The sequence below is a fragment of the Microvirga sp. KLBC 81 genome, from assembly GCF_003075415.1.
In the GTDB taxonomy this organism is placed as follows: Bacteria; Pseudomonadota; Alphaproteobacteria; order Rhizobiales; family Beijerinckiaceae; genus Microvirga.
In genome coordinates this window covers 1-24,560 of the sequence record NZ_QDAH01000012.1, presented here as the reverse complement: position 1 = coordinate 24,560, position 24,560 = coordinate 1, and the positions used below count along the sequence as shown (strand labels likewise).

The 24,560-nt window shown below is 64.3% G+C and carries 15 protein-coding genes and 1 pseudogene; 8 read left to right on the top strand and 8 right to left on the bottom strand.

The window, feature by feature from the left end:
* Positions 1 to 207: 207 nt before the first annotated feature.
* The 3 genes from DC522_RS10735 to DC522_RS10725 all read left to right on the top strand — a co-directional run bounded on the left by DC522_RS10735 (position 208) and on the right by DC522_RS10725 (position 7,193).
* Positions 208 to 1,851, top strand: a complete 1,644-nt coding sequence (locus DC522_RS10735; protein WP_245444088.1) for an adenylate/guanylate cyclase domain-containing protein — start codon at positions 208 to 210, stop codon at positions 1,849 to 1,851.
* Positions 1,852 to 2,698: 847 nt separating this feature from the next.
* Positions 2,699 to 4,069: an adenylate/guanylate cyclase domain-containing protein gene (locus tag DC522_RS10730; RefSeq protein WP_116528704.1), complete on the top strand. Its 1,371-nt coding sequence runs from the start codon at positions 2,699 to 2,701 to the stop codon at positions 4,067 to 4,069.
* A gap of 346 nt (positions 4,070 to 4,415) precedes the next feature.
* The gene (locus DC522_RS10725; protein WP_165820121.1) at positions 4,416 to 7,193 is read left to right on the top strand and encodes a galactose oxidase-like domain-containing protein; all 2,778 of its coding nucleotides are present in this window, start codon (positions 4,416 to 4,418) and stop codon (positions 7,191 to 7,193) included.
* Here the strand turns inward: DC522_RS10725 and DC522_RS10720 are convergent.
* From DC522_RS10720 to DC522_RS10695, 6 genes and pseudogenes are all read right to left on the bottom strand, one after another.
* Positions 7,178 to 7,663: a c-type cytochrome gene (locus tag DC522_RS10720; protein ID WP_245444087.1), complete on the bottom strand. Its 486-nt coding sequence runs from the start codon at positions 7,661 to 7,663 to the stop codon at positions 7,178 to 7,180. The two genes, DC522_RS10725 and DC522_RS10720, sit on opposite strands and share 16 nt — an antisense overlap.
* A gap of 7 nt (positions 7,664 to 7,670) precedes the next feature.
* Positions 7,671 to 10,847 carry an efflux RND transporter permease subunit gene (locus DC522_RS10715; RefSeq protein WP_116528702.1) on the bottom strand — a complete coding sequence of 1,059 codons (3,177 nt, stop codon included), beginning with the start codon at positions 10,845 to 10,847 and terminating at the stop codon, positions 7,671 to 7,673.
* Positions 10,844 to 12,334 carry an efflux RND transporter periplasmic adaptor subunit gene (locus tag DC522_RS10710; RefSeq protein WP_116528701.1) on the bottom strand — a complete coding sequence of 497 codons (1,491 nt, stop codon included), beginning with the start codon at positions 12,332 to 12,334 and terminating at the stop codon, positions 10,844 to 10,846. The genes DC522_RS10715 and DC522_RS10710 overlap by 4 nt, the downstream gene beginning before the upstream one ends.
* The gene (locus DC522_RS10705) at positions 12,334 to 12,726 is read right to left on the bottom strand and encodes a FixH family protein (protein ID WP_116528700.1); all 393 of its coding nucleotides are present in this window, start codon (positions 12,724 to 12,726) and stop codon (positions 12,334 to 12,336) included. The genes DC522_RS10710 and DC522_RS10705 overlap by 1 nt, the downstream gene beginning before the upstream one ends.
* A gap of 215 nt (positions 12,727 to 12,941) precedes the next feature.
* Positions 12,942 to 13,313, bottom strand: coding sequence for a hypothetical protein (locus DC522_RS10700; RefSeq protein WP_116528699.1), 372 nt, complete (start codon positions 13,311 to 13,313; stop codon positions 12,942 to 12,944).
* A 65-nt stretch (positions 13,314 to 13,378) separates the two neighbouring features.
* Positions 13,379 to 14,088, bottom strand: a pseudogene (locus DC522_RS10695) (murein L,D-transpeptidase family protein); the annotation flags it as partial.
* 711 nt (positions 14,089 to 14,799) lie between these two features.
* Here DC522_RS10695 and DC522_RS10690 point away from each other — a divergent pair.
* The 3 genes from DC522_RS10690 to DC522_RS10675 all read left to right on the top strand — a co-directional run bounded on the left by DC522_RS10690 (position 14,800) and on the right by DC522_RS10675 (position 19,604).
* Positions 14,800 to 16,539 carry a M2 family metallopeptidase gene (locus DC522_RS10690; protein WP_205769601.1) on the top strand — a complete coding sequence of 580 codons (1,740 nt, stop codon included), beginning with the start codon at positions 14,800 to 14,802 and terminating at the stop codon, positions 16,537 to 16,539.
* Between the two features lie 997 nt (positions 16,540 to 17,536).
* Positions 17,537 to 18,433 (top strand): pirin family protein, encoded by an 897-nt coding sequence (locus DC522_RS10685; RefSeq protein ID WP_116528698.1) that lies wholly within the window; start codon positions 17,537 to 17,539, stop codon positions 18,431 to 18,433.
* Positions 18,434 to 19,361: 928 nt separating this feature from the next.
* Positions 19,362 to 19,604 (top strand): hypothetical protein, encoded by a 243-nt coding sequence (locus tag DC522_RS10675; RefSeq protein ID WP_116528696.1) that lies wholly within the window; start codon positions 19,362 to 19,364, stop codon positions 19,602 to 19,604.
* 12 nt (positions 19,605 to 19,616) lie between these two features.
* Here DC522_RS10675 and DC522_RS10670 read toward each other — a convergent pair whose 3' ends face one another.
* Positions 19,617 to 19,859, bottom strand: coding sequence for a hypothetical protein (locus DC522_RS10670; RefSeq protein WP_116528695.1), 243 nt, complete (start codon positions 19,857 to 19,859; stop codon positions 19,617 to 19,619).
* 33 nt (positions 19,860 to 19,892) lie between these two features.
* Positions 19,893 to 20,726: a universal stress protein gene (locus DC522_RS10665; protein ID WP_116528694.1), complete on the bottom strand. Its 834-nt coding sequence runs from the start codon at positions 20,724 to 20,726 to the stop codon at positions 19,893 to 19,895.
* 175 nt (positions 20,727 to 20,901) lie between these two features.
* Between DC522_RS10665 and DC522_RS10660 the strand changes: the two genes are divergently transcribed.
* Together DC522_RS10660 and DC522_RS10655 are read left to right on the top strand one after the other, a co-directional pair.
* A complete protein-coding gene (locus DC522_RS10660; RefSeq protein ID WP_116528693.1) occupies positions 20,902 to 22,773 on the top strand; it encodes an alpha/beta hydrolase in 1,872 nt (623 codons plus the stop codon).
* A 290-nt stretch (positions 22,774 to 23,063) separates the two neighbouring features.
* Entirely contained in the window at positions 23,064 to 24,047 is a 984-nt protein-coding gene (locus tag DC522_RS10655) for a calcium-binding protein (protein WP_116528692.1), read from the top strand.
* The last annotated feature ends 513 nt before the right edge of the window (positions 24,048 to 24,560 follow it).

Here is a 24,560-nt window from a genome sequence, read left to right as displayed (position 1 = left end):
CATTTCGAGTTCCTTGGCATCAATGTCACGGCAAAGAGCCAGGGGCCTCGGCTGGGGGGCCAAACCGGCGCCAGGCCGCACGACGCACGGCTCCGTCCTGATCAGGCCACAGCGGCAGACTATGTCTCCTTTGTTTCCTCGCGTGGCTGCCCCATGAGTTTGAACCCAACGCGACCAATCTCCAGCCCGCCCCCCTTCGAGAGCCCCGTGCGTCTGCGCGAGGTGCGCCTGGTCTCGGGCCTGATCCTCGGGGCATTCCTTGTGACCCACTTCGGCAACCATGCCCTCGGCCTCGTCTCGGTCGGCGCCATGGAGGAGGCGCGGCGGTGGTTCAACCTGCTCTGGCGCAACCCCCTCGGCACAATCCTGCTTTACGGCGCTCTCCTTCTGCACTTCGTGCTAGCGCTCCAGGCGCTCTACCGCCGCCGGACGCTGCGCATGCCGTTCCGGGAGGCGGCGCAACTGACGCTCGGCCTGGTGCTGCCGTTTCTTCTCATTCCCCACGTGACCGGGACCCGGATCGAACTGGCGCTCACGGGGCGGGAAGCCGACTACCCTGAGGTCATCCGGAACCTGTGGACCCTTTCTCCCGAAAGCGGCGCTCGTCAGGCGGTCGCTCTCGTCATCGCGTGGCTGCACGGATGCCTGGGTGTCTACTTTTGGCTCCGCCCCAAGCCCTGGTTCCACCGATATGCTCTTGGAGCCTACACAGGCGCCCTTCTCGTGCCTCTTCTGGCCTTGCTCGGGTTCGCCGAGGCCGGCAAGACCATTGCGGCCGATCCGGATCTGCTGAACGCGCCGGGGCCGCCATCAGCCCACGCGAGCCTGTCCGCCATCCGCTCCAGCCTCTATCTCGCTTTTGGGTCCTTGATTGGGGCAGCCCTCGCGGCACGGGCAATCCGTGTGGCATGGAACTGGTCACAGCGGCTTCGCATCACCTATCCGGGAGGGCGGGTTGTCAGCGTCCCGCGCGGCTTCAGCGTCCTCGAAGCCAGCCGGACAGCAGGGATCATGCACCCGTCCGTGTGTGGTGGGCGGGGCCGGTGCTCGACCTGCCGTGTCCGGGTTCTTGAAGGCCTCGAGGGTCAGCCCGACCCGACACCTCAAGAGCGAGCAACTCTGGCCCGGATTAAGGCCGGTCCGGATGTCAGGCTCGGGTGCCAATTCCGGCCTGCCCGCGACGTCTCTGTCGTGCCCGTCCTGTCCGCCGCGCGCACCAGGCTTACCATGACCGAGGGGAGCAGCCGGGCTGCGCGTGGGCAGGAACGCGAGATCGCCGTCCTGTTCTGCGACCTGCGCGGGTTCACCAGCCTAACGGAACGGCGCCTGCCCTTCGACACCGTTTTCCTCCTCAACCGCTACTTCGAGGTGGTCGGTCACGCGGTGGACGAGACCGGTGGGCATCTCGACAAGTTCATCGGCGACGGGGCGCTTGCACTATTCGGCTTGTCCACGGATCCGGAGGAGGCATCAAGACAGGCGGTCGAGGCTGCCCTGCGCGTCCGCCAAGGAGTCGCGGATCTGAATGCAGCCTATGGCAGTGAGCTCGATGAGCCCCTTCAGATCGCAATGAGCCTTCATGCCGGGCCTGCCATCGTCGGCGAGATGGGCTACGGCAACGCGACGAACCTGACAGCCGTTGGGGATACGCTCAATGCTGCAAGCCGGCTGGAGGAGTTGGCCAAGGAGCTCGATGCCGAACTCGTCATATCCGATGAATTAGCCAGGCTGGCCGCACTCCGTCTGGTCGGGTACAAGCGGCGGACGCTCACCATGAGAGGGCGCACGGCGCCCCTCGATGTATGGATCATCCCCGACACGCGGCCCCTCTCGAGCCCACGTTCCGGCTGAAGGTTGCCATAGCTTAAAAGAAGGAAGTGGCGGAGACGGAGGGGTCTCTCTCATTTTCCGCTTAAGTCCCCGATTTCGTTCAAGATCCATAGAGGCGCCCGCGGTCCCCTGTGACGCGCTTCAGGGACATTAGAGCATCGTGCGGAACCGAAGGCCCGCGTCAGCGAAAAGTGGACCCGGTTTTCCGCGCAAACGATGCTCTCATTCAAGGAGAAAGCATCGGATGGGTCCCAAAAGTGCAAAGCCACTTTTCACGTCCGAGGCTGTAGAGCTGTTTCCATTGGCCTCGAATCAGCTCTCGTCTTTGCCGGGCCGCTTTTTTTGACGGTGAACCGGAGCCACTTCACCGAAAAATGCTCTGGCGATCATCCTCCTGGCCCGATTGAACAGCCGATGAGGTCCAGTCTCAGACATATCGTGCGCCCTTATCGTGCTTCTGAAGAGAAATTCTTACAGAGAGCACGAAAACCTTCCTAGCGGTTCCTTCGGCAAAGCCTAGGTCCAGGCTATTCGACTTTCAGCGCGGCTACGGTTTCATAGATTACACGGAAGCCTTGAAACCGGGGCGGGACGGCGGATGGCGGACAGAAGTCCTGGTGTCGTCATGCGAACGAAGAGGATATCGCCCTCTGGCGTCAGCCGCCTGGCAACAGTTACGTCCGCACGTCGAGGGTCGGCGCAGAAGTGGACACGCAACTAGCCCAGGCTTTGCGTCGTTCGGGGCCCCTTTTCCGCCAGGCAAGCAATGGTTTCGTCCGGCGAAAACTGAACGAACACCACAGCCTTCAGGTACTATCCAGGGTACTGGAGCCATGCTTCCAGAGGCGAACGAGGTAAGGACGTCACAATGATCAATCTCGCCGGTGCGGTGCCATTCCTGGGCACATTCAGAGCTGCGCCCCTGCCGGATCGCGTGGCTGCCTATCTGCGCCTCGAGGAGCAGGAAGGGCTCCGCCTTGCCGCCAAGGTCCGCATCGGGCTTCTCGCGGTGGCATTCCTTTGGCTCGGGCACGACCTGTTCCACGTCGGCTGGGCCGCCGTGTTCAACCTCGCGGCGGTGGGAGCCGTCCTCGCCTCCGGTTTGGCCGAGTTCGCGATCCTGAAGCGACACCGCCATCCACGCGGCATTGCCATGGCGTTTGCCCTGCTCGACAGCGTGATTCTTGGCGTCGTCCTGACCCTGCCCAACCCCTGGCTCGAAGGCACGATCCCGATCACCATGACTCTCAAGGGGGGACTGGTCCTCTGGTTCGTGTTCCTGCTGGCCCTGCGCGCCTTTGCTCTCGATCCCCTCCTGTTGATGTGGTCCGGGGTCTGTGCGGTGCTGGGCTGGTCCATTCCCCTCGTCGTTGCCTTCCTTGACCCCGACATCCGCATCGGCGTTCCGAGCATGTCGGGGAGCATCGTCGCGAACTCCGTCGAAGCGTTTCGCGATCTCGCCTTTGTGCATATCGGGCAATGGTACTCCGAAGCCCTCGTACTGCTTCTGGTGGCGGCGGCGCTCACGGCGGCGGTCGAACGCTCACGCCGTCTGGCGCTCACCCGTGCCAGCGCCGAGCGTCGGCAAGCCAACCTCGCCCGCTACTTCTCGCCCCGCGTCGTGGAGCGGCTTGCCCGTTCCGACCAGCCATTCGGCGGGGACCGGCGGCAGGAGGTGGCCGTGCTCTTCGCGGACATCAAGGGCTTCACGACACTTTCCGAGCGGCTTGCTCCCGAGGAGGTCATGCAGCTCCTGCGCGGGTTCCATGCCCGGATGGAGAGCATCGTCTTCGCGCACGGCGGGACGCTGGAGAAGTTCATCGGCGATGCCCTGCTGGTCACGTTCGGCGTTCCCGATCCCGCTTCGGACGACGCCGTCCGGGCGCTCGCCTGCGCCCAGGCCATGCTGGCTGAGGTCGAGCGGTGGAATGACGAGCGTTCGCGCCGTGGCCAAGAGGACATCGAGATCGGCGTCGGCCTTCACTATGGTCCGGTCGTTATGGGCGACATCGGCTCCGAGCGCTCGATGGCGTTCACGGTCGTGGGCGACACGGTCAACACGGCCAGCCGCCTCCAGGGCGTCACGCGTGAACTGGGCTGTGACGTCGTCGCCAGCGAGGCCCTCATGGCAAAAGCTCGCGAGGCGGCAGGTGATCCGTCCGTTGTCGATGCCTTTCGGTTCGCTGGGCTACGCACGTTGAGGGGCCGAAGCATCCCGGTCGGGGTCTGGTGCAGGTGAGGCAACGACCCTCATTGGGCAAGTCATGAGATTGCACCTTCGGCAGCGGTCGTGACCGGCCACGGCGGGATCGCCCATACCCCTGCCGGAGCCGCAATCGCGTTCCACGCGGCAAGCGAGGGACGTTGGCAGGCGAACCCACGGCGTGGATTGCGGAGCGTTGACCAGCAGCGGTCGCATATCTTCCTCCTTGCTGGCTTTCAATCACAATTCCGCACCCATTCGGCGGCACACTGGCCCAAACATCAGCTCGATTCGGACCCGGGGCTCGTCGCCGCCGCTGGCTCGATGATCCCGACGAGGAGGCATCAACCGCGAAGAGACCGCCACAGAGGAGCTGATGATCATGGAAATGCAGGTGAAGGCCCTCGCGGGCCTCGATATCCCGCCGCGCGTCCATCGCAGGATACTGGAGTTCCTCAACTCGGCCGGTCGACCCAGCGATCTCATGGAGGCCATCCAATCGGTTTCGCACGGCCGGGGTCGACGTCGCATAGCTCAGCCGATCTTCGACGAGCGCCTCGCGAGAACGGTCTTCGACCATAGGGAGTCGCTCGGCGCCTATGGTTTTCACGACCTTCGTCAGCTTCTCGAGATCGACGGACTGACCTCGGCGCACATTCACACGCTTCATGAGCACTTCGGGCCCGCAGCCTACGGGCAGTGGCGCATTCTCGACTACAACACACGGCACCCCGACGGGCGTGCCATGGATGTGGCCCACGCTGCCCTTCTGCACACCGGCAAGGTCCTGTTCATTCCCGCCGACTATGACAGCGAGGGATGGCCTACTCCCATCTGGGATCCAACCGACGAGTCGAGTCCCAAGTTCGAGTATCCAGTCTCGAATCCCGACTATGCCCTCTTCTGCGGCGGCCACTCGTTCCTGTCCGACGGCAGGCTGCTGGTCGTCGGCGGCGGCGGTGATCGGAACGTGACCCCCGGCGCGGTGGCAGGCTTCAAGTTCGATCCCGTGGCACGGTCCTGGACCCGGACGGCGGGAGACATGCATCACGGGTACCGCTGGTATCCTACCGTCGTGACGCTTGGCGATTTCCGGTGTCTCATCACCTGCGGCGACGGCGACGGCGACATGGAGGTCTACAACGAGGCGCGGGACCGTTTTGATGACATCACCGGCGACTCCCGTGGCTTCCCGAACCTGTACCCCGGCTTCCACCTGCTGCCCAACCACACCGTGTTCTACTCGCGCACGGGATGGGGAAGCGCCGGCGCCCAGCCTGCCACCCCGGACAACGAGTCGGGCTTCTTCGCATTCTCAGCGCCTGTCGCGGGTTCGCAGTCGGGCACGTGGACAAACATCACGCCGGCAGCGACCAACCGTGTGAAGGGCATGTCGGTCATGCTCTTGCGGGCGATGTCGACGAATGTCCGGATTCTCGTCGTCGGTGGCGCCAGCAGCACGGACAACGACACCTACGAGATCATCGATGTCTCCAACCTAACGCCATCGTCCGCTTGGAACATGCCGAAGCCGATGCCGGACAAGCAATCCAGGCGGCAGTGCAATGCGGTACTTCTCCCGGACGGCACCGTGTTCGTCAGCGGCGGGATCGATACGCAGTTCTCGCCTTGCGCCCTGTACCTTCCGGATCAGGACGACTGGCTCCCGATGGAGAGGATGCTCTACATCCGCACCTACCATTCGGTTTCGCTCCTGCTCCCTAGCGGCAAAGTGATGGTGGCTGGGGGCGACGGCACTCCGCAGATCGAGATCTTCAGTCCACCGTATCTGTTTCATGGTCCGAGACCTGTCATCTCCTCCGCCCCGCAAGCGGTTCACCATGGGGAAACCTTCCACATCGATACGCGGCAGGCCGACACCATTGCGAAGGTCGTGCTGGTGAGGCCCATGGCCGTCACGCACCAGACCGACACGGAACAGCGGGTCATTGAGCTGTCCTTCTCGCGCATTCCCGGCCACGGCGGCAGGCTCGAGGTGACGGCACCGGACGGAGGCTTCCCCCATTCCCTCGCGCCCCAGGGATACTACATGCTGTTCATCCTGAACCGCGACGGCGTCCCGTCCGAGGCGAGCTGGATCGCCCTGATCTCCCCCCATCGGTTCACCGTTCTCGACCGCACGCCGATCGCATCACACAAGCGCCATGATGACCACATGGAGCTGTGGGTGGTGGACGCCTCCGGCACGGTCCGCGGCAACTGGTGGAACGGCGCCTGGCACGAATGGTACTCCCTGCCTAACCCAGGGGTCCGGTTCCCGCCGCGCGGGCACCTTGCAGTGCTCGGGCGGCACGAGGACCACATGGAGGTGTTCGGCATCTCCGAGGACGGCGTGCTCCGACACATCTGGTGGGACGGCAGCAACTGGCAGCAGTGGGGCACGCTCGGGGCGCCCGCCGCCGGCTTGCCCCCCGGAGCCCCGCTCGCCGTCCGCTCCCGCGTCAGGGATCACATGGAGGTGTGGGTCGTGGCGGCCGATGGGCAGGTCCATGCGATCTGGTGGGACGGCACCAACTGGCAGGGCTGGTATGCGCTGCCTGGGGCGACCTTCCCGGCGGGTGCGCCGCTTGCCTCGCACTGCCGTCATGACCGCCACATGGAAATTTGGGGCATCGACGGGACCGGGACGCTGCGCGGCAACTGGTGGAACGGGAACTGGAACGGATGGTATTCGCTACCAACGCCGCCCGGGGGCTTCGGCCTGGTGCCTGGTGGGCATCTTGCGATGCTGGGTCGGTACGAAGACCACATGGAGGTCTGGAGCATCGGCACCGACGACCGGCTCCACGGGGTCTGGTGGCATGACAACTGGCAGCCTTGGTACACCCTCCCAGGACCGTTCTCGTTCCCGCCGGGCGCTCCATTGGGGGTCCTGTCCCGCAACGAACACTATATGGAGGTCTGGTGTGTCGGCGACGATGATCGGCTGCACGGCGTGTGGTGGAATGGATCATGGGAACCTTGGTACACGGTCGGTCCGATGCCCATTCCGGAGCGGACACCGCTTGCAACCCTGTCTCGCAACGACGACCACATGGAGGTCTGGTGCGTAGCCCCTGATGATCCGCGTCCGTTCATGCGGACCGTTCACGGGGTGTGGTGGAACGGTCCCTGGAACCCATTCTACCGTTTGGGGTAATGCGGCTCTTGAGCTTTGGTGCGAGCCGCCTGATATTCGCGCTCCTTCTCGGGCCATGTGCTCTTGATGAATGCCATGACCGCCCGGATCTCCTCGTCGGACAACATTCCGGCAAATGCAGGCATGTTGCTCTCATGACCGGGCACGACGGCGGCAAGCCCCTTGCTGGTAATCGTGAAAAGCTCGTGGTCCGAATGGTGCCAGGTATGGCCGGTTGCATCGTGAGGGGGCGCCGGAAGACGACCGCTCGGCAAGAGTTCCTGCCAGTTCGGTTGTCCCTCGAGGTTCGCGCCGTGGCAGGACGCACAATGCTGGCCGTACAGGCTGCGCCCCAACGCAACCTGGGCGCTGTTGTCGAGGCGGGAGGGGGCACCGGATAAGTACCCGAGCACCGCCGCGGCCCCTCCCACCGCCACCATTCCGGCCAGAAGGATTGTCTGTTGGGGTTTCCCGATCATGTTGAGTGCCATGACCTGATCACTCCGCAGCCAGCTTGCCTTCCACCAAACCAATGTCGGCTGCATGGGTCTCCGCGTCCGCCCTTCGTGGAAGCCCGCGTCCCTTGATCAGGCCATAGATCGCCGGGATCACGATCAGGGTCAGCAGGGTCGATGAGACCATGCCGCCGATCATCGGGACGGCGATCCGCTGCATGACCTCCGAGCCAGTGCCGGTGCTCCACAGGATCGGCAGCAGGCCCGCCATGATCGCGACCACCGTCATCATCTTGGGCCGGACGCGCTCGACCGCGCCGACCATGATGGCCTCGTAGAGGTCGGCCCGGGTGAACGGCCGTCCCTGAGCCACACGCTCCGCCCTCAGGTGCTCCAGCGCCTGATCTAGGTAGATCAGCATCACCACCCCAGTCTCGGCGGCGACGCCTGCGAGGGCTATGAAGCCCACCGCCACCGCGACCGAGAGGTTGAACCCGAGCCACCACATCAGCCACACGCCGCCGACGAGGGCGAAGGGCAGTGACAGCATGACGATCAGCGTCTCGGTGATCCGGCGGAAGTTCAGGTACAGCAGCAGGAAGATGATCAGGAGCGTGGCGGGTACGACGATCTTCAGGCGCGCCTCTGCCCGTTCCAGGTATTCGAACTGCCCGCTCCACTGGACGTACGTGCCCGCCGGGAGCTTCACCTCGCTGGCGACCGCCCGCCGGGCCTCGGCGACGTAGCCGCCGAGATCGCGTCCGGCAATGTCGACGAAGATGTAGGTCACGAGCTGCCCGTTCTCCGTGCGGATCGAGGTGGCGCCCCGCGTGAGCTTGACCTCCGCCACCTCGCCGAGCGGCACCGTGCCGCCCGCGGGCAAGGGTACCTGCACCTCGCTCGCGATGGCCTGCGGGTCCGAGCGCAGGTCTCGCGGGTAGCGGATGGTCACGCCGTAGCGTTCCCGGCCCTCGACTGTGGTCGTCACGACCTCCCCACCCATCGCCGTCGAGATCACGTCCTGCACATCGCCGATGGTCAGGCCGTAGCGGCCGAGTGCGATCCGGTCCGGCACGACGTCGAGGTAGTAGCCCCCGATCACCCGCTCGGCATAGGCGCTCGTGGTGCCAGGCACTGCATTGACCACGGCCTCCACTTGGCGGGCGGCCTTTTCCATCTCGGCGAGGTCCGTCCCGAACACCTTGATGCCGACGGGCGTGCGGATGCCGGTCGAGAGCATGTCGATGCGGGCCCGGATCGGCATCGTCCAGGCGTTCGACACGCCGGGGAACTGGAGCGCCTGGTCCATCTCGGCCTTCAGGCTCGCCAGCGTCACGCCCGGCCGCCATTCGCTCTTCGGCTTCAGGTTGATGATCGTCTCGAACATCTCGGTCGGCGCCGGATCGGTCGCGGTCGCCGCCCGTCCCGCCTTGCCGTAGACCGACGCCACCTCTGGGAAGGACTTGATGATCCGGTCCTGCGTGGCGAGAAGCTCCGCCGCCTTGGTCACCGACAGGCCCGGCAGGGTCGTCGGCATGTACATCAGCGTGCCTTCGTCCAGGTCCGGCATGAACTCCGAGCCGAGCTGGCGGGCCGGCCAGACTGTGGCGGCCAGCGCCACCAAGGCAACCAATATCGTGAAGGTCTTGGCCTTCAGGACACCTCGGATGATCGGGCGGTAGATCCAGATCAGCAAGCGGTTGATGGGGTTCCGATGCTCCGGGATGATGCGCCCGCGCACGAAGATCACCATCAGGGCCGGGACGAGTGTCACCGACAGGATCGCCGCCGCCGCCATGGCGAAGGTCTTGGTGAAGGCAAGCGGACCGAAGAGCCGTCCCTCCTGAGCCTCCAAGGTGAAGATAGGCAGGAACGACACGGTGATGATCAGCAGGCTGAAGAACAGCGCTGGGCCGACCTCGCTCGCGGCCTCAATCAGGATTTCCACCCTCGGCTTGTCCTTGGGCGCCCGCTCCAAGTGCTTGTGGGCGTTCTCGATCATCACGATGGCCGCATCGATCATCGCCCCGATGGCGATGGCGATGCCGCCGAGACTCATGATGTTGGAGCCTAGCCCCAAGAGCTTCATGGCTCCGAACGCCATGAGGATGCCGACCGGCAGCATGAGGATGGCAACCAATGCGCTCCTGACGTGCAGGAGGAAGACGATGCACACGAGGGCGACGACGATGCTCTCCTCGAACAGCGTGTTCTTGAGGGTCGCGATGGCATCGTTGATGAGCTGTGAGCGGTCGTAGACGGGGACGATCTCGGCGCCCTTGGGCAGGCTGGACGCGATCTCCGACAGACGCGCCTTGGCACTGTCAATCACGTTGAGGGCGTTGGCACCGAACCGTTGCAGGATGATGCCGCTCGCGACCTCCCCTTCCCCATTCAACTCGGTAATGCCGCGGCGCTCGTCGGGCCCAAGCTCGACACGGGCCACATCGCCGACACGGACGGGAACGCCGGCGTCGGTCTTCAGGACGACGGCCTCGATGTCCTGAATGCTCTTGAGATAGCCGCGGCCGCGGACCATGAACTCGAACTCGGAGAGCTCGACCGTGCGTCCGCCGACGTCCATGTTGCTGGTGCGGATCGCGTCCCGCAGCTTCTGAAGCGGGATGCCTTGCGCTCGCAACCGGCGCGGATCGACGACGACGTTGTACTGCTTGACGAAGCCGCCGACGCTCGCGACCTCGGCGACGCCCTCGGCCTTGGAGGCGGCATAGCGCACGACCCAGTCCTGGAGCGAGCGCAGCTCCGCCAAGGTCATCTGCTTGGCGACGACGGCGTATTGGTACACCCAGCCCACCCCGGTCGCGTCGGGTCCCAAGCTCGGGGTCACACCAGCCGGCAGGCGACGGGAGGCTGCATTCAGGTATTCGAGCACCCGGCTGCGCGCCCAGTACGGATCGGTGCCGTCCTCGAAGATCACGTAAACGAAGGACACCCCAAAGAACGAGAAGCCGCGGACGACCTTCGACTTGGGCACGGTCAGCATGGACGTGGTCAGCGGGTAGGTGACCTGGTCCTCGACCACCTGGGGCGCCTGTCCCGGGTAATCGGTGTAGACGATCACCTGCACGTCCGAGAGGTCGGGAATGGCATCGAGCGGCAGGGTGCGCAGCGCGTAGACGCCGGCCGCGACGGCGAACGCCGCGCCGATGAGGACCAGCAGCAGGTTGCGGGCCGACCAGGCAATGAGGCGGGCGATCATGGCTTGCCCTCTGACGAGGCCATGCCCTGGAGGGCGGCCTTGAGGTTGCTCTCGGCATCGATCAGGAAGTTCGCCGCCACGACCACCCGATCGCCCTCGGCCACGCCGTCCCGGATCTCGGTGAAGCCGGCTCCCCGCACTCCGGCCTTGACTTCACGGGGCTCGAACCGCCCCTCGCCCCTGTCGAGGATCACGACCTGGCGGGTGCCGGTGTCGATCACGGCGCTGTCGGGCACAGCCACGACAGCGTCCTGCGGCCCGGCGGCGAACTCGGCATCGGCATACATGGCGGGGCGCAGGATCCCGTCCGGGTTGGCGAGTTCGATCCGGACACGGGCCGTGCGCGTCTCCGTGGCCAGATGCGGGTAGATCCGTGACACCATCCCGGTGAACTCGCGGCCGGGAAAACCTCGGACCCGCACGGTGGCCGGTTGGCCCTCGCGGATCAGGGCCAACTCGCGTTCTGTCACGTCGGCCAGCACCCACATCACCGAGTGGTCGACGATGCGGAACAGCACGTCGCCGGGCATGGCCCGCATGCCGTCCGCCACGCTGCGCTCGACCACCACCCCGTCCCGCGGAGCCGTCCAAATGATTGTGAGCGGAACCCTGCGGGTACGCTCGATCTCGGCGAGCACATCGGCCGACACACCCAGATTCTCCAAACGCCGACGCGCCCCGTCCAGCACCAGACGGCCGCCGGGTTGGATGCCCCCATCCATGAAGGTGCTCAGGTATTGGGCGCCCGCGGCTGCGATTTCGGGAGAATACAGCCGCAGCAGGGGCTCGCCCTTGCGGACAGGGTCGCCCGTGGTCACGTTCTCGACCTTCTCGACGAAGGCCTCCGACCGAACCGAGACCACCGAGATACGGCGTTCGTCTTCGGCCAAGGCTCCCGGGGCCCGCACCGGCATGGTGAGGATGCGTCGCCCGACGGCCTCGGACCGCACCCCGGTGCGCTGGAGCTTGCCCGGGGAGACGGTGACGGTCGAAGCATCGGCATCGCCCTCGTAGACCGGGATGTAGTCCATCCCCATCGAGTCCTTCTTCGGCACCGGCGATGTGTCAGGCAGACCCATCGGGTTGCGGTAGTAGAGGATTCGCTTGGCTCCCTTGTCTGGCGCAGCGGGGGCATCCGCTGTCGCCGCCGGCTTGTCCTCGAAGCTTACGTCCTCGCTGGCATGGACCGGGCGGTAGTCCCGCCCATCCTCGGTCTGCTTCGGCTCGAGCGAGTACAAGGGCTTCCCGTCCGGATCTTGATAATAGACGACCGGGCCAATCGGGGCGGTCTTAGCCGCCGACGCGCGCACCGGTGCTGGCTGTTCCATTCCCAAGGAGGTGCGCGCACTCTCGGCGAGCGCATGGAGGTCGATCCCCGACGTGTCGAGCGCAGGCAGCTTCAGCCCGCTCTGTCCCGCCCAGTAGCCGCCACCCCCGGCGATGACTGCGATGGCCAGCGCCCCCAGCATCCATCCGACCCGGCTCATCACTGCGCCCTCAGAACAAGCTTGGTCACGATCGTCCCGGTCTCCCCATGAATCTTGGCGGCGAGCGAGAGCTGCCAGTTCCCCTCCATCGTCAGGTTGGTCTTGAACCGGTAAGTCCCCGGTTCCGCCGAGGGCACTTGCTCGATGGGGGATGTCATCGTCGGCATCCCGTCCGGGGCCATGTCGATGCGCTTGGCGAAGATGACCGCATCCGGAACCGGCTGGCCCGAGCGCTTGCTGACGAGCCGGACGGCCACAACCGCTCCGCCTTGCGGCATCTCTGTCTGGACGAGCTGGAATTCATAATCCGTGATATCGGCCGAAGCCGGTGCGGCAAGGGCAAAGCCAAGCAGCGCTGCCCCAAGGGCGCGTGCAGGGGTGGACAGGGGCATTGGGTACTCTCCTCAATTCAACAGGGTCGCGGATGCGACTTGCGGCAGGCGCGGCAACAGGCCACGCGGTGCCATGCGGCCTAGAGCATCGGACGTGAAAAGTGGACTTGCACTTTTGGGATCGATCCGATGCTCAGCCTTGAGAGGAGCGCATCGTTTTGAGCGGAAAACCGGATCCACTTTTCCGCACGATGCGCTAGGGGCCAGTATTGAATTCAGGCTTGCGGAGGGCGAGGCGGCGGAATCGGGTCGAGCGTGTCCAGGCTGGCATCATTTCCGGGCAGGAGTGCTCGAGCGACGCTGAGCCGGGCCGGAACGGCGCCGATCGGCATGATGCCCTGGACGATCTTGGCCAGACAAAGGGTCGCGAGCGGACAAGCCTTCTGGCAGTCCGGCACGGTCGGCTGCTCAGGCGGACAGCACGGCATGTCTGTCATCGCCATGTCGCCATCCAAGGACGTCATGTCCGTCATATGCATGGGCGCAGCCATCCCGCCGGCCACCGCGGGGGCGGTGAACGGAGCAAGCACGAGCCCCACGATCGCGATGACCGAGAGCAGACGCGTGATGGCAAACCACAGCTTCATATGACCAAACTCTCACACGAAGCCCGAATTGCAAAGCGTGACACCGTCACGAGGGCGTGACCTATCGGGCGGCTGACGTCGCCGAGGCGGTTGCGGGCGCTGGCGTCGACCGCAAGCGAGGCGCCGTCCACGGATTCCGTGGACGGCGCCTGCCGGAAGCTCTGGTGCTGTCCGCCGTCGGCATAGACCAGTCTGACCGGCTGCACGCCCTTGGTCACCAGCGTGGCAATCGCCCGCTCATCGTTCCGGCGTTTCTGAGCGACCGCCGCCATCGCGGAGGCTCGGCCGTCATCCGGAACGGATACGACTGGAACTGGAAGCCGCGCCGGCCGCCGGCGAACGCCTCGCGGGCCAGGGCATAGACCTCGGAGATCGCCTCGTCCGTCATGGCGAAGCAGCCGCTCGACGAGCACGAGCCGTGCACCATCAGGTGCGCTCCGGTCCGGCCATGGGCGCGGTCGTACTCGTTCGGGTAGCCGAGGTTGAAGGAGAGATGGAAGCTGGAGTTCGGGTTCATCTGAGCGGGCGTGACCGTGTAGAAGCCCTCCGGTGCCTGGCGGTCGCCCTCGCGGAGCTTCGGCCCGAGCTGGCCCGACCAGCGGCACATCGGATAGGTCTTGAGGAGCGCGTACCGGCCGTCGGAGCCGCGCTTCCAGACCTCGATCTCGGCTTCCTTCTTGAAAGCCCGCATCAGGATCGGGTCGTTCTGGGACATGCCCTTGCTGGCCATCAGCGCCATGGTCGCCGGCGGGATCGGCACCAGGTGGCGCGTGGACATGTTCTGGCCCGGCAGGCCGTGAGCGCGAGCCCCGCAGCCAATGCGATACGCTTCATCATGGGATCCCGCATTCCGATCCGCCCGGTGAGTGCCGGACAGTTCCCCGTTTTCCGGTATTCGTTGGCTTCGGATCCGCCGTGCCGGGCCCTCGCCACTCCGACACAGAGCTTGCCGCCAAGTCCGGAAGGATTGAGGCGTTCGGCTCGGGTTCACCCACGATCCACAGAGCGGACCAAGCAGGGATCCTGTGCCCCCACTCTGGTTCGCCCACGCCATCTGCACAAGCACTACGGGCCTGACCTTGCCGTCATGGGAAGGTCCAGACAGGTTGGGACCTGAGCGAATCCGAGGATCCCGGCCATGCATCTCTTCCACGTGCCCGGCCTGACCTGCGGCGGCTGCCTGGGATTTATGACCCGAGCCCTGCAGGATGTTGATCACGCGGCAGCCGAGCGGAAGACCCGGTGAGGCTGACAGGGGGGTGGATGGCTCTTCGAACCGAACCTCCCCAGCTGCTTGACCAGCTTCGGGTTCGGGGCGAACCTCGAGCCGTGGCGGGCACGAACAGTCAAGGCAGCCCTCAATGCAATCCACTGTGTCCGCGCTCGTCGTCCTTCTCGTCACCAGCACGTCATTGCTACCGATGACAGCCGTTGCAGCCTCGCGTGCCATGGAAAAGCGGCAGGAGTTCCGGCTGCCGCCGCTCCGGTGGCCCCTGCGGCAGAGGCTGAGGCCTTTCTGGCCCGCGCCGAGCAGCAGCTGGCGGACCTCTCCGTGCTCCAATCCCGCGCCGGCTGGGTGAACAGCACCTATATCACCGACGATACGGATGCGCTCGCCGCCTATTTCGGAGCTCTCGGAACCGAGATGAGCGTCCGCTTCGCCCTTGAGGCAGCCCAGCATCTCAAGATGGAAGGCCTGAGCGACGACGCCAGACGCAAGCTCAACATCCTGCGCAGCGGCCTCGATCTGCCGGCACCAACCGGCAAAGGAGCCGCCGCCGAGCTCAGCACCATCGCAACGCGTCTGACATCAGCCTATGGCCGGGGCCGCGGCAGCCTGCGCGGTCAGCCCATCCCCGGCAAAGATCTCGAGCTCGCGATGGGCACCAACCGCGATCCGGCCGAACTCCAGGAGATGTGGGCGAGCTGGCACGACAGTGTCGGGGCACCGATGCGGACGGACTACACGCGTCTGGTGGAGATCGCCAACCAGGGAGCGCGGGAACTGGGCTATGCCGATATCGGGGCGCTCTGGCGTTCCCGGTACGACCTTACACCCGAGGCGTTCGTCGCCCTGACGGATCAGCTCTGGGCTCAGGTGAGGCCGCTCTATGAGCAGCTCCACTGCTACACGCGAGCCAAGCTCCACGAGCACCATGGCGACGCCGTCCAGCCGGCTGCCGGCCCGATCCGCGCCGACCTTCTTGGGAACATGTGGGCGCAGGAATGGAGCGAGATCTACGACATCGTTGCTCCGAAGGGGACCGGCGACCTCGGCTATGACCTCACGGATCTGCTCGTCAGCCACAACTACGATGCCCGCCGGATCGTCAAGACGGCGGAGAACTTCTTCAGCTCGCTGGGCTTCGCGCCGCTTCCCGAGACCTTCTGGCAGCGCTCGATGTTCACCAAGCCCGCCGACCGGGACGTGGTCTGCCACGCCTCGGCGTGGAACCTGGACAGCCAGGAGGACCTGCGCATCAGGATGTGTACCGCGATCACCGCCACGGATTTCTTGACCGTCCATCACGAGCTCGGCCACAACTACTATCAGCGGGCCTACAACCGGCAGCCTTACCTGTACCGGGACAGCGCGAATGACGGGTTCCACGAGGCCATCGGCGACATGGTCGCCCTGTCGGTCACGCCCGAGTACCTCGTCCAGATCGGGCTCCTCGACAAGGACCGGGTTCCACCGCCCGAGAGGGACATCGGCCTTCTGCTCCGCCAAGCGCTGGACAAGATCGCGTTCCTGCCGTTCGGCCTGCTGGTCGACCGGTGGCGCTGGGGCGTGTTCGACGGCAGCATTCCGGCTTCGTCCTACAACACGGCCTGGAACGACCTGCGCCGGCAGTATCAGGGCGTCAGGGCGCCGGTCGAGCGGACCGAGGCGCAATTTGACCCTGGCGCCAAATTCCACATCCCGAACAATACACCTTATGCCCGCTACTTCCTCGCTGGAATTCTGCAGTTTCAGCTATACAAGGCCGCCTGCGATCAGGCCGGCTGGACAGGGCCGCTTCATCGCTGCTCCTTCTACGGGAACCGAAAGGTGGGGCAACGGCTCGATGTGATGCTGACACTGGGGGCATCCAAGCCATGGCCCGATGTCGTTGAAGCCTTCACCGGCACCCGCGAGATGTCGGCCGACGCGCTGGTGGAATACTTTCGCCCACTGGCCGCGTGGCTTCGGGAGCAGAATGCGCAACGGCAATGCGGCTGGTGATCATTCCCTTGATGGCTGCAGCCGGTCAGGCGGTCTTCGATTTCTCCCCCGATGAAGCGCTCCAACGGCTTAAGCGCAGGCGCTCATACCCGTTGAGACAATGCCACGAGTGTCGCGGGAATATCCTTGTAATCGGCCGCTCATTCTGCTGATGGCGTGGAAGATAGCTCGGCACCGGACCTGCCACCGCTCAGGGAATAGCCGCTGGGCTTAACGTAGATGATAGCCCAGGCTTCTCCATCTGGTAGGCAGCAGAGACTTCAGAGTTGTACCTCCCTCTGGATCCCTTTCCCTCTTCGCCGGTCGCTGGAGAGGGAGTTCTTTCGTGGGGCGAGAGCCGAAAGCGCCGCCGGCGGAACGAATCTCTCGGAAGGTGTCTGCCTGAGGCAGGGGTCGGTGGGCCAGCACGATCTCTAGCGGCCGAGCCTTGGCCTCGTTGGACAAGTAGCATGGGTCTACAGCATCGGACCCACAAGTGGATCTGCACTTTTGGGACCGATCCGATGCTTTCTCCTTGAATGAGAGCATCGTTGAGAGCGGAAAACCGGATCCACTTTTTGCTGACGCGGACCTTCGGTTCCGCACGATGCGCTAGGTCGAAAGAAAACAGTAATCCGCTCGACGAGGCGTGGAGCAGACAATCGAGCAAGCCAATCAGGCCAGATGCGCGTGCCGCCGGGGCTGAACTGCCCGACCTGTCGCAGCCCCTTTACGAGCTGAGGGACAGCAGGAGATAACCCCTTCCGTTTGTAGACGAAATTGGCTGCCTCTCTCCTGCTCACACGGGCCGTGCTCTTCAGGCGCAAGTAAGCTCAATGCTCATCGGCGCATGGGACGATCCTACCGCAATGCCCCTGGCAAGATGCCCGGGTGTCGTCCTTCATCATCGGTCCAAGCGGATTGAGTGGGCCTGTGAGGTCCTCGAACATATTTACGCCGCCCTGCGGGCCAACCATCCCTATCGGGCCGGAGTTGGCACAGCAGAGCGGAGAGTCGGATGCTGGATCTGGTTATTGCCGCCAGGCGAAAGGATCTCGGCGGCTTCGAAGTCGGCCGTGTGCTTCCCTTCATGAAGCGCCGCATGGTCGGGCCGTTCATCTTCTTCGACCACATGGGTCCCGTAGACCTGCCTCCCAATGTACCCCGCACAACCGACGTACGCCCCCATCCCCATATCGGGCTCTCAACCGTCACCTACCTGTTCGACGGCGAGATCACGCACCGGGATAGCACCGGCGCGCAACAGGCGATCCGGCCCGGGGCCGTGAACTGGATGACGGCCGGCAGCGGCATCAGTCACTCCGAGCGGTTCGACGGTCCCATCCGGCAGCGCGGCGGGCGGGTGCACGGCATCCAGGCCTGGGTGGCCCTCCCAGAAGCCCAGGAGGAGATGGAGCCGAGCTTCGTCCATCATGGTGCCGACGAACTGCCAGTGTTCGATGAACCTGGTGTCTTGGCGCGGCTGATTGCGGGACGGGCCTTCGGACTGACAAACCAGGTCAGGACGCAGTCCCCTCTCTTCTACCTTCATGTCGAGTTGCAGCCGGGCGGCCGGATCGGCCTTCCCAGTGACTATCCGGAGCGAGCCGCTTACGTGGTGACGGGCCGGCTGGAGGCGGATGGCCAGGAATACGGTCCGGGGCAAATGCTGGTCTTCACCGGGAACTCGGATCCCGTTCTGACCGCTCTTGAGGCCTCGACGGTCATGCTGCTGGGCGGCGAGCCTCTTGGACCGCGGCACATCTGGTGGAACTTCGTGTCATCGCGCAAGGAGAGAATCGAGCAGGCCAAAGCTGACTGGCAGAACGGGCGCATTCATCTGCCCCTGAATGATGATCAGGAGTTCATCCCCCTGCCCAAAGACCCGAGACCTGCTCCAGAACCGATGTCCTGAGCCAAACCCGCTTTGTGATGAGCGACACGAGAGCACGCATCAAAGCGGTCGAGGAGGCGCCGTGCGGCTTCCTGTGCCATGACATGCCAATAGCGCTCGACATCCTGCTCGATGCGCTTGTCTCGCTCTGCGGGGGAGAGGATGGGATACCAGCCGGAGCGCTCGATCGCTTCCTTCAGCAGCGCGCGCGCTTCCGCTTCCACTTGATCTGGTCCGATGCTCGCCATTCAAGTCACGCCCTGACGTGGTGCCCGGTAAAGAAAAGACCGCTGTTCCCAGCGGCCCAAAGTTGAGAGGGACTAGCCCTCTTTTCCAGAGAACCGTTGCGTCCATCGTCCAGAACGCGCCGATGCGAAAGATAGTGATACTGCGGCGGCTGATTCTGGAATTCCGTGTCGTCAATGCACCTATGCGCGCAATTCAATGCACGTTTCGCCTGCCAGTGTGCCCATCAGGTTACAGCCAACGGGAAGTGAAGGAGGCACAACTCCTGATGTCCAGAATGGGAGGCTGCGGGGGCTTATTCTCCCTGGGACCTTCAGGCGCCCTGCCGCAAACGGGGCGCTTCTTTTTGTTCGTGGAAGGCAAGGCCAGCCAAGGCTTCTCCTCTGTGTCCTTTCCGATACAGCCATTGCCGTTGGAATCAGTCAGATAGCGGCCCGTTATCTGAACTTATCGATAGTAATGTAAGTTTATGTTCCAACTATCCTGAATATAGTCAAGGTATTTGCCATGAAGCAGACAGAAGTCTCCGCATCCGCCGGCGCCCCTCTACTTACGGCAGAACTCACTACCGCGGCAGTTAAATTTATTGTCTCCGTTGGGGCGCTGATCGGAGCCAGCCTCCTGCTGGCTAGCATCTGACAAGCCTCCAACCTTCACATTTTCCGCAGCGAGAACAGAAGCTGTTCTCATCCCTGAGGCGCAGATGGATTTCAAGGTCGAGCTCGTGGCCCGGGCACTTCATGAAGCCGAGCAAGAGACATGCCTGTGGGACAACGAGCCTATGATCCGCAGGGAGCGCTTCCGGGAATATGCCCGCAACGCCATCAAGCTGCTGGGCGAGGACATCGGCGTTCTTCTTCTCGCTCTGGAGAAGGCTACAGCAGCGGAGCAGGTAGGAGATCCGAGAGCAGCAGCTTACCCTCCAGTCTGTCCAGGACGGCATTAGGCCCATGCTGGGCTACAGCATCGGACCCAAGTGGATTTGCACTTTTGGGACCGCTCCGATGCTTTCTCCTACAATGAGAGCATCGTTGAGAGCGGAAAACCGGATCCACTTTTCGCTGACGCGGACCTGCGGTTCCGCACGATGCTCTAGCCGGCGCCGCACCTCGGCCACGTCGAGACCCGTCAGCCCCGCAGGCATAACGGCTGCAGCGCCCGTCTCATTGCCGTTCGATGAGGCGTGCGCCGGCACGGGCATGTCCTGCTCCCTGGGCGGTCGGCACGGCCGGCCTCAATGGGCCACCAGCAGCGGGCTTTCCGCAGCGCTGAGCATGTCGAGAGTCACGCCGCCGAACACCTGCTCCCTCAGGCGGGTATGGCCGTAGCCTCCCATGACGACGAGATCCGCGGAGAGGCGGCGCGCCTCGTCGAGGATGACGTCGGCGACGCGGCGGTCCTGGCTCTCGGCCGTGGTGACCTCCGCGACCACGCCGTGGCGGGCGAGATGCACCTCCACCTCAAGCCAGGGCATGGTGTCCGGCGGGGGATCCACGACGAGGACGACGGTGCGCGACGCCTGCTCGATCAAGTCCAACCCTTCGCGCAGGGCGCGGGCCGCCTCGCGGCTGCCATTCCAGGCGACCAGCACGGTCTGGATCGGCCCATGCCGGTGCTGGCCGGGCGGAACAAGCAGGAGCGCGCGTCCGCTGCCGAAAAGCACCGCCTCGACCAAGTCCGACCAGACCGGCGTCTCGGTCTCGCCATAGGGCCGCGTGGCGATGAAGAGATCGGCGCAGCGCGCCTGCTCCGCCACACCCGCCGACAGGGTGCCGCGGGTCGCGTCGAACCGGCGCAGCTCGCTTGGCACCTGAAGGCCGGCAAGTCTTTCCGTCAGACGCTTGGCCGTGGCGTCGCCGTCCTGGCGGGCCTTGTCCTCAAGCTCGGTCAGCACCTGCATTGCGGCCGCGCCGCCGTCTATCCCGATGGCGGCCGTGAAGTTGGGCAGCAGGTTGGTAAAGATTCCAATCAGATGGGCCCGCCCGGCGGACGCGATGGCCTGCCCATGCTCCAGCCGGATCTCGTCCTCGGGACTTCCATCGAGATGCACCATGATGTCCCTAATCATCGCTCTCTCCCTCCGTGGGCGCGGACACAGATGATCCGCGCCCAATATTATTGATCATCATGTGGCCGAAACCGGAATGGATACTTTGACCTGGAGCAATTCGCCTGAGAATGCCTCGGGTTAGTGTCAAATGATCCATCGGCCTCGGCATACGAGGCAAGTCTTGGAGGCTGCAATGCCGTCCCGTCCATCCGGTGCTCTCGCAGGCGGTCGCGCGCCCAAGGCCTCGGTCGTCCGGCTTCCCGCGCGGGAGCCCGATCTGCCCTCCTCTCCCATCGTGCCCTCGCCCGCCCTCCCGGCCAATCTGTCGGATGATGCCGAACTCCACCGGCTCCGGGATGCCCTTGATCACGCCGCCCATGCCGGCCTGGCACGCCTCACGGGCGGATTGTCACCAGCCGCGCTTGCTGACGCCTACATGGATTGGGCGGTTCATCTCGCGGTCTCTCCGGGAAAGCAGGTCGAACTCGCGGCAAAGGCCGCCCGCAAATGGGCCCGGCTGGCGCAGTTTGGCTCCCGCTGCGCCATGACCGGAGGGGCTTGCGAGCCATGCATTGAGCCGCTGCCCCAGGACCGGCGCTTCGCCGGGAGCGAGTGGCAGCAATGGCCCTTCAACATCATTCATCAGGCCTTTCTGCTGCAGCAGCAGTGGTGGCACAACGCCACGACCGACATCGACGGCGTCACCAAACAGCATGAGGCCGTGGTCGAATTCGTCTCGCGCCAGATCCTCGATGTGGTGTCGCCGTCGAACTTCATCGCCACGAACCCGGCCGTGCAGCGGCGCATCCTGGAGACGGGCGGCCAGAGCCTCGTGCAGGGCTTCCGCAATCTCGTGGAGGACTGGGAGCGGATCGTTCGCTCCAAGCCTTCGGCCGGCACCGAGGCCTTCCAGGTCGGTCGCGACGTTGCTGTCACGCCAGGCAAGGTGATTTACCGCAACCGTCTCATCGAGCTGATCCAGTACGCGCCGACAACTGACAAGGTCTGGCCCGAGCCGATCCTGATCGTGCCGGCCTGGATCATGAAGTACTACATCCTCGACCTGTCGCCCGAGAACTCCCTCGTCCGGTACCTGACGGATCAGGGCTTCACGGTGTTCATCATCTCCTGGAAGAACCCGACCGCGGAGGACCGGGATCTCGGCCTGGACGATTACCGAAAGCTCGGTGTGATGGCCGCGCTCGATGCGGTCAACGCCGTCGCCCCGAACCGCAAGGTTCATGCAGTCGGCTATTGCCTCGGCGGCACCCTCCTGTCCATCGCCGCGGCCACCATGGCGCGTGACGGCGACAAGCGTCTCGCGACCATGTCCCTCTTGGCGGCCCAGGCGGACTTCCGGGAGGCCGGGGAGCTCACCCTGTTCATCAACCACAGCCAGGTCCACTTCCTGGAAGACCTGATGCGCAGCCAGGGGTATCTCGACACCCGGCAGATGGCCGGCGCCTTCCAGCTCCTGCGCTCGAACGACCTCATCTGGTCGAGGCTCGTCCGCCACTACCTGATGGGCGAGCGCACGCCGCTGAACGACCTCATGGCCTGGAACGCCGACGCGACGCGCATGCCGTACCGCATGCATTCCGAGTACCTGAGCAAGCTCTTCCTCAACAACGACCTCGCCGAGGGCCGCTTCCAAGTCGACGGTCGCCCCATCGCCGTCAGCGACATCCGCGTGCCGATCTTCGCCGTCGGCACCGAGCGGGACCACGTGGCACCCTGGCGCTCGGCGTTCAAGATCCACCTTCTCGCGGATACCGATGTGACATTCCTGCTCTCCACGGGAGGCCACAATGCGGGCATCGTGGCTGGACCCGAGAACGCGAAAGCGAATTTCCAGGTTCTGACGAGATCCGCCAGCGGCCGTTACCTCGATCCGGACACCTGGAGCAGGATTGCCCCCCGCTTCGAGGGCTCCTGGTGGCCGGAATGGACCCGCTGGCTGGCCTCGCGCTCAGGAGAGCCCACTATGCCATCGGCGATGGGAGCGCCATCCCGTGGCTATCCTGCGCTGTGCGACGCCCCCGGCACGTACGTCCAGCAAACCTAGAGCATCGTGCGGAACCGAAGGTCCGCGTCAGCGATGCTCTCATTCAAGGAGACAGCATCGGAGGGGTCCCAAAAGTGCAAATCCACTTTTCACGTCCGAGGCTGTAGACTCGACACGAGCCGCTCGATGCTGGTCGTCCGTGAGTTCACCCGGGGGCACAGTTGGTCAGTGATGTCAGACATGGATCGTAGGCTGTTGCGTTCTGTCCAAGCTGGCCGCGGCCGTTGAAGGCGTGACGAGATGAAAGTTTGCTCGCCGTTCAGCCGCCCAATGACTAGGAGATCGAGACCATGGCCGTGATCATTGGAACCCCTCTCGATGACACCCTACACGGCACGGCTGACGACGATTCTATCTCCGGCGGAGACGGCAACGACACCCTGAGTGGCCTGGGTGGCAATGACGCCCTGCGTGGGGAGCGCGGCCGCGATCTTCTGAATGGCGGCGGCGGCAACGACAACTTAAGCGGCGGCGGGTTTGGCCCTGACACCTTGAATGGCGGCGGCGGCAACGACACTCTGACAGGAGGAGACGTTAGCGACGTCCTGATTGGCGGGGCCGGCGACGACCAGTTGATCGGCGACAGCGGCTTCGACCCGATCGGCAGCGATTTCCTGGATGGCGGGGCCGGCAACGACACCTTGAGCGGCGGCCGGTTCGGCTTCGACACTCTTGATGGCGGGGCGGGCAATGACATCCTGAATGGTGGATCGGACAGGAATACCCTGATTGGCGGGGGCGGCGATGACAGCCTCGATGGTGGGCGCGGCCATGATACGCTGACCGGCGGCGACGGCGACGACTTCCTGGCGGGTAGATCCGGCGCTGATGCTCTCAGCGGCGGTATCGGCAATGACATCCTGGATGGCGGGGACGGCAACGATACCCTAAATGGTGGATCCGGACGCGACACTCTGGCCGGCGGCGGTGGGGGAGACACGTTCCGCTTCCAGTTAGGCGATTCTGGCATCACCACTGCGACGACCGACGTCGTCGGCGATTGGGACGCGTTTGACTGGATCGATACGCCCATCGCCGGAACGGAGGTGAACTACGGCGAGGCCGCCACAGACGCAATCTCCATCGAAGCTGCTGCTGTGGTAGCCGATGACCTCTTCACGAGCCCGTCCATCAGCCACGTGTTCCTGTTCAATGCAGCGACGAGCACGGGCTATCTTCTCTCGGACCTCGACAACAATGATACCTTCGAGACCGGTGTTGTCCTTGCCCAGGCAGGATCGGCCGCTGCACTGGACTGGTCGAACATCATCTAGATCAGGTCTGGCGGCCCATGAACTTGGCACGCGGCAAGGCCTAGGCGACCGCCTTGTTTTAGCTATTTGGGCCAGCGTCACATTCGGCCTGGATTGTGATACCTGAGGTTGCTGCCGTCCCATGTTGCTGCTGCTGATGAGGATCCGTGCTGCTCTAGCTCCGCTTCGCATAGAAGACCAGCAAGCGCGCGGGGGTCCTGGCCGTTCAATGACGCGATGTCGTCTGCCGTAACGTTAAACATTGGTGCTTCTGCCGGGAGGAGTTGCCGAAGGTACTTTGATCACGACTTACCTACTCAGAGCACATCGTCCAGTCGCGTGTACAATGGCCGAATGTCGGTGCATGGAGTGAGCCGCCAAAAGCGGACACACTGAATGGCAGTTATGGGTCGGACTCTGAACTTCCCCGCCCCGCGGGGACGTCTGCTTACCGCTTGAGGCTGTGTGGAAACAGGCTGATTTGGTAGACTTGCTCTCCGACGTGGGAGGCCAAGATGACGCGCTTCATCGAGG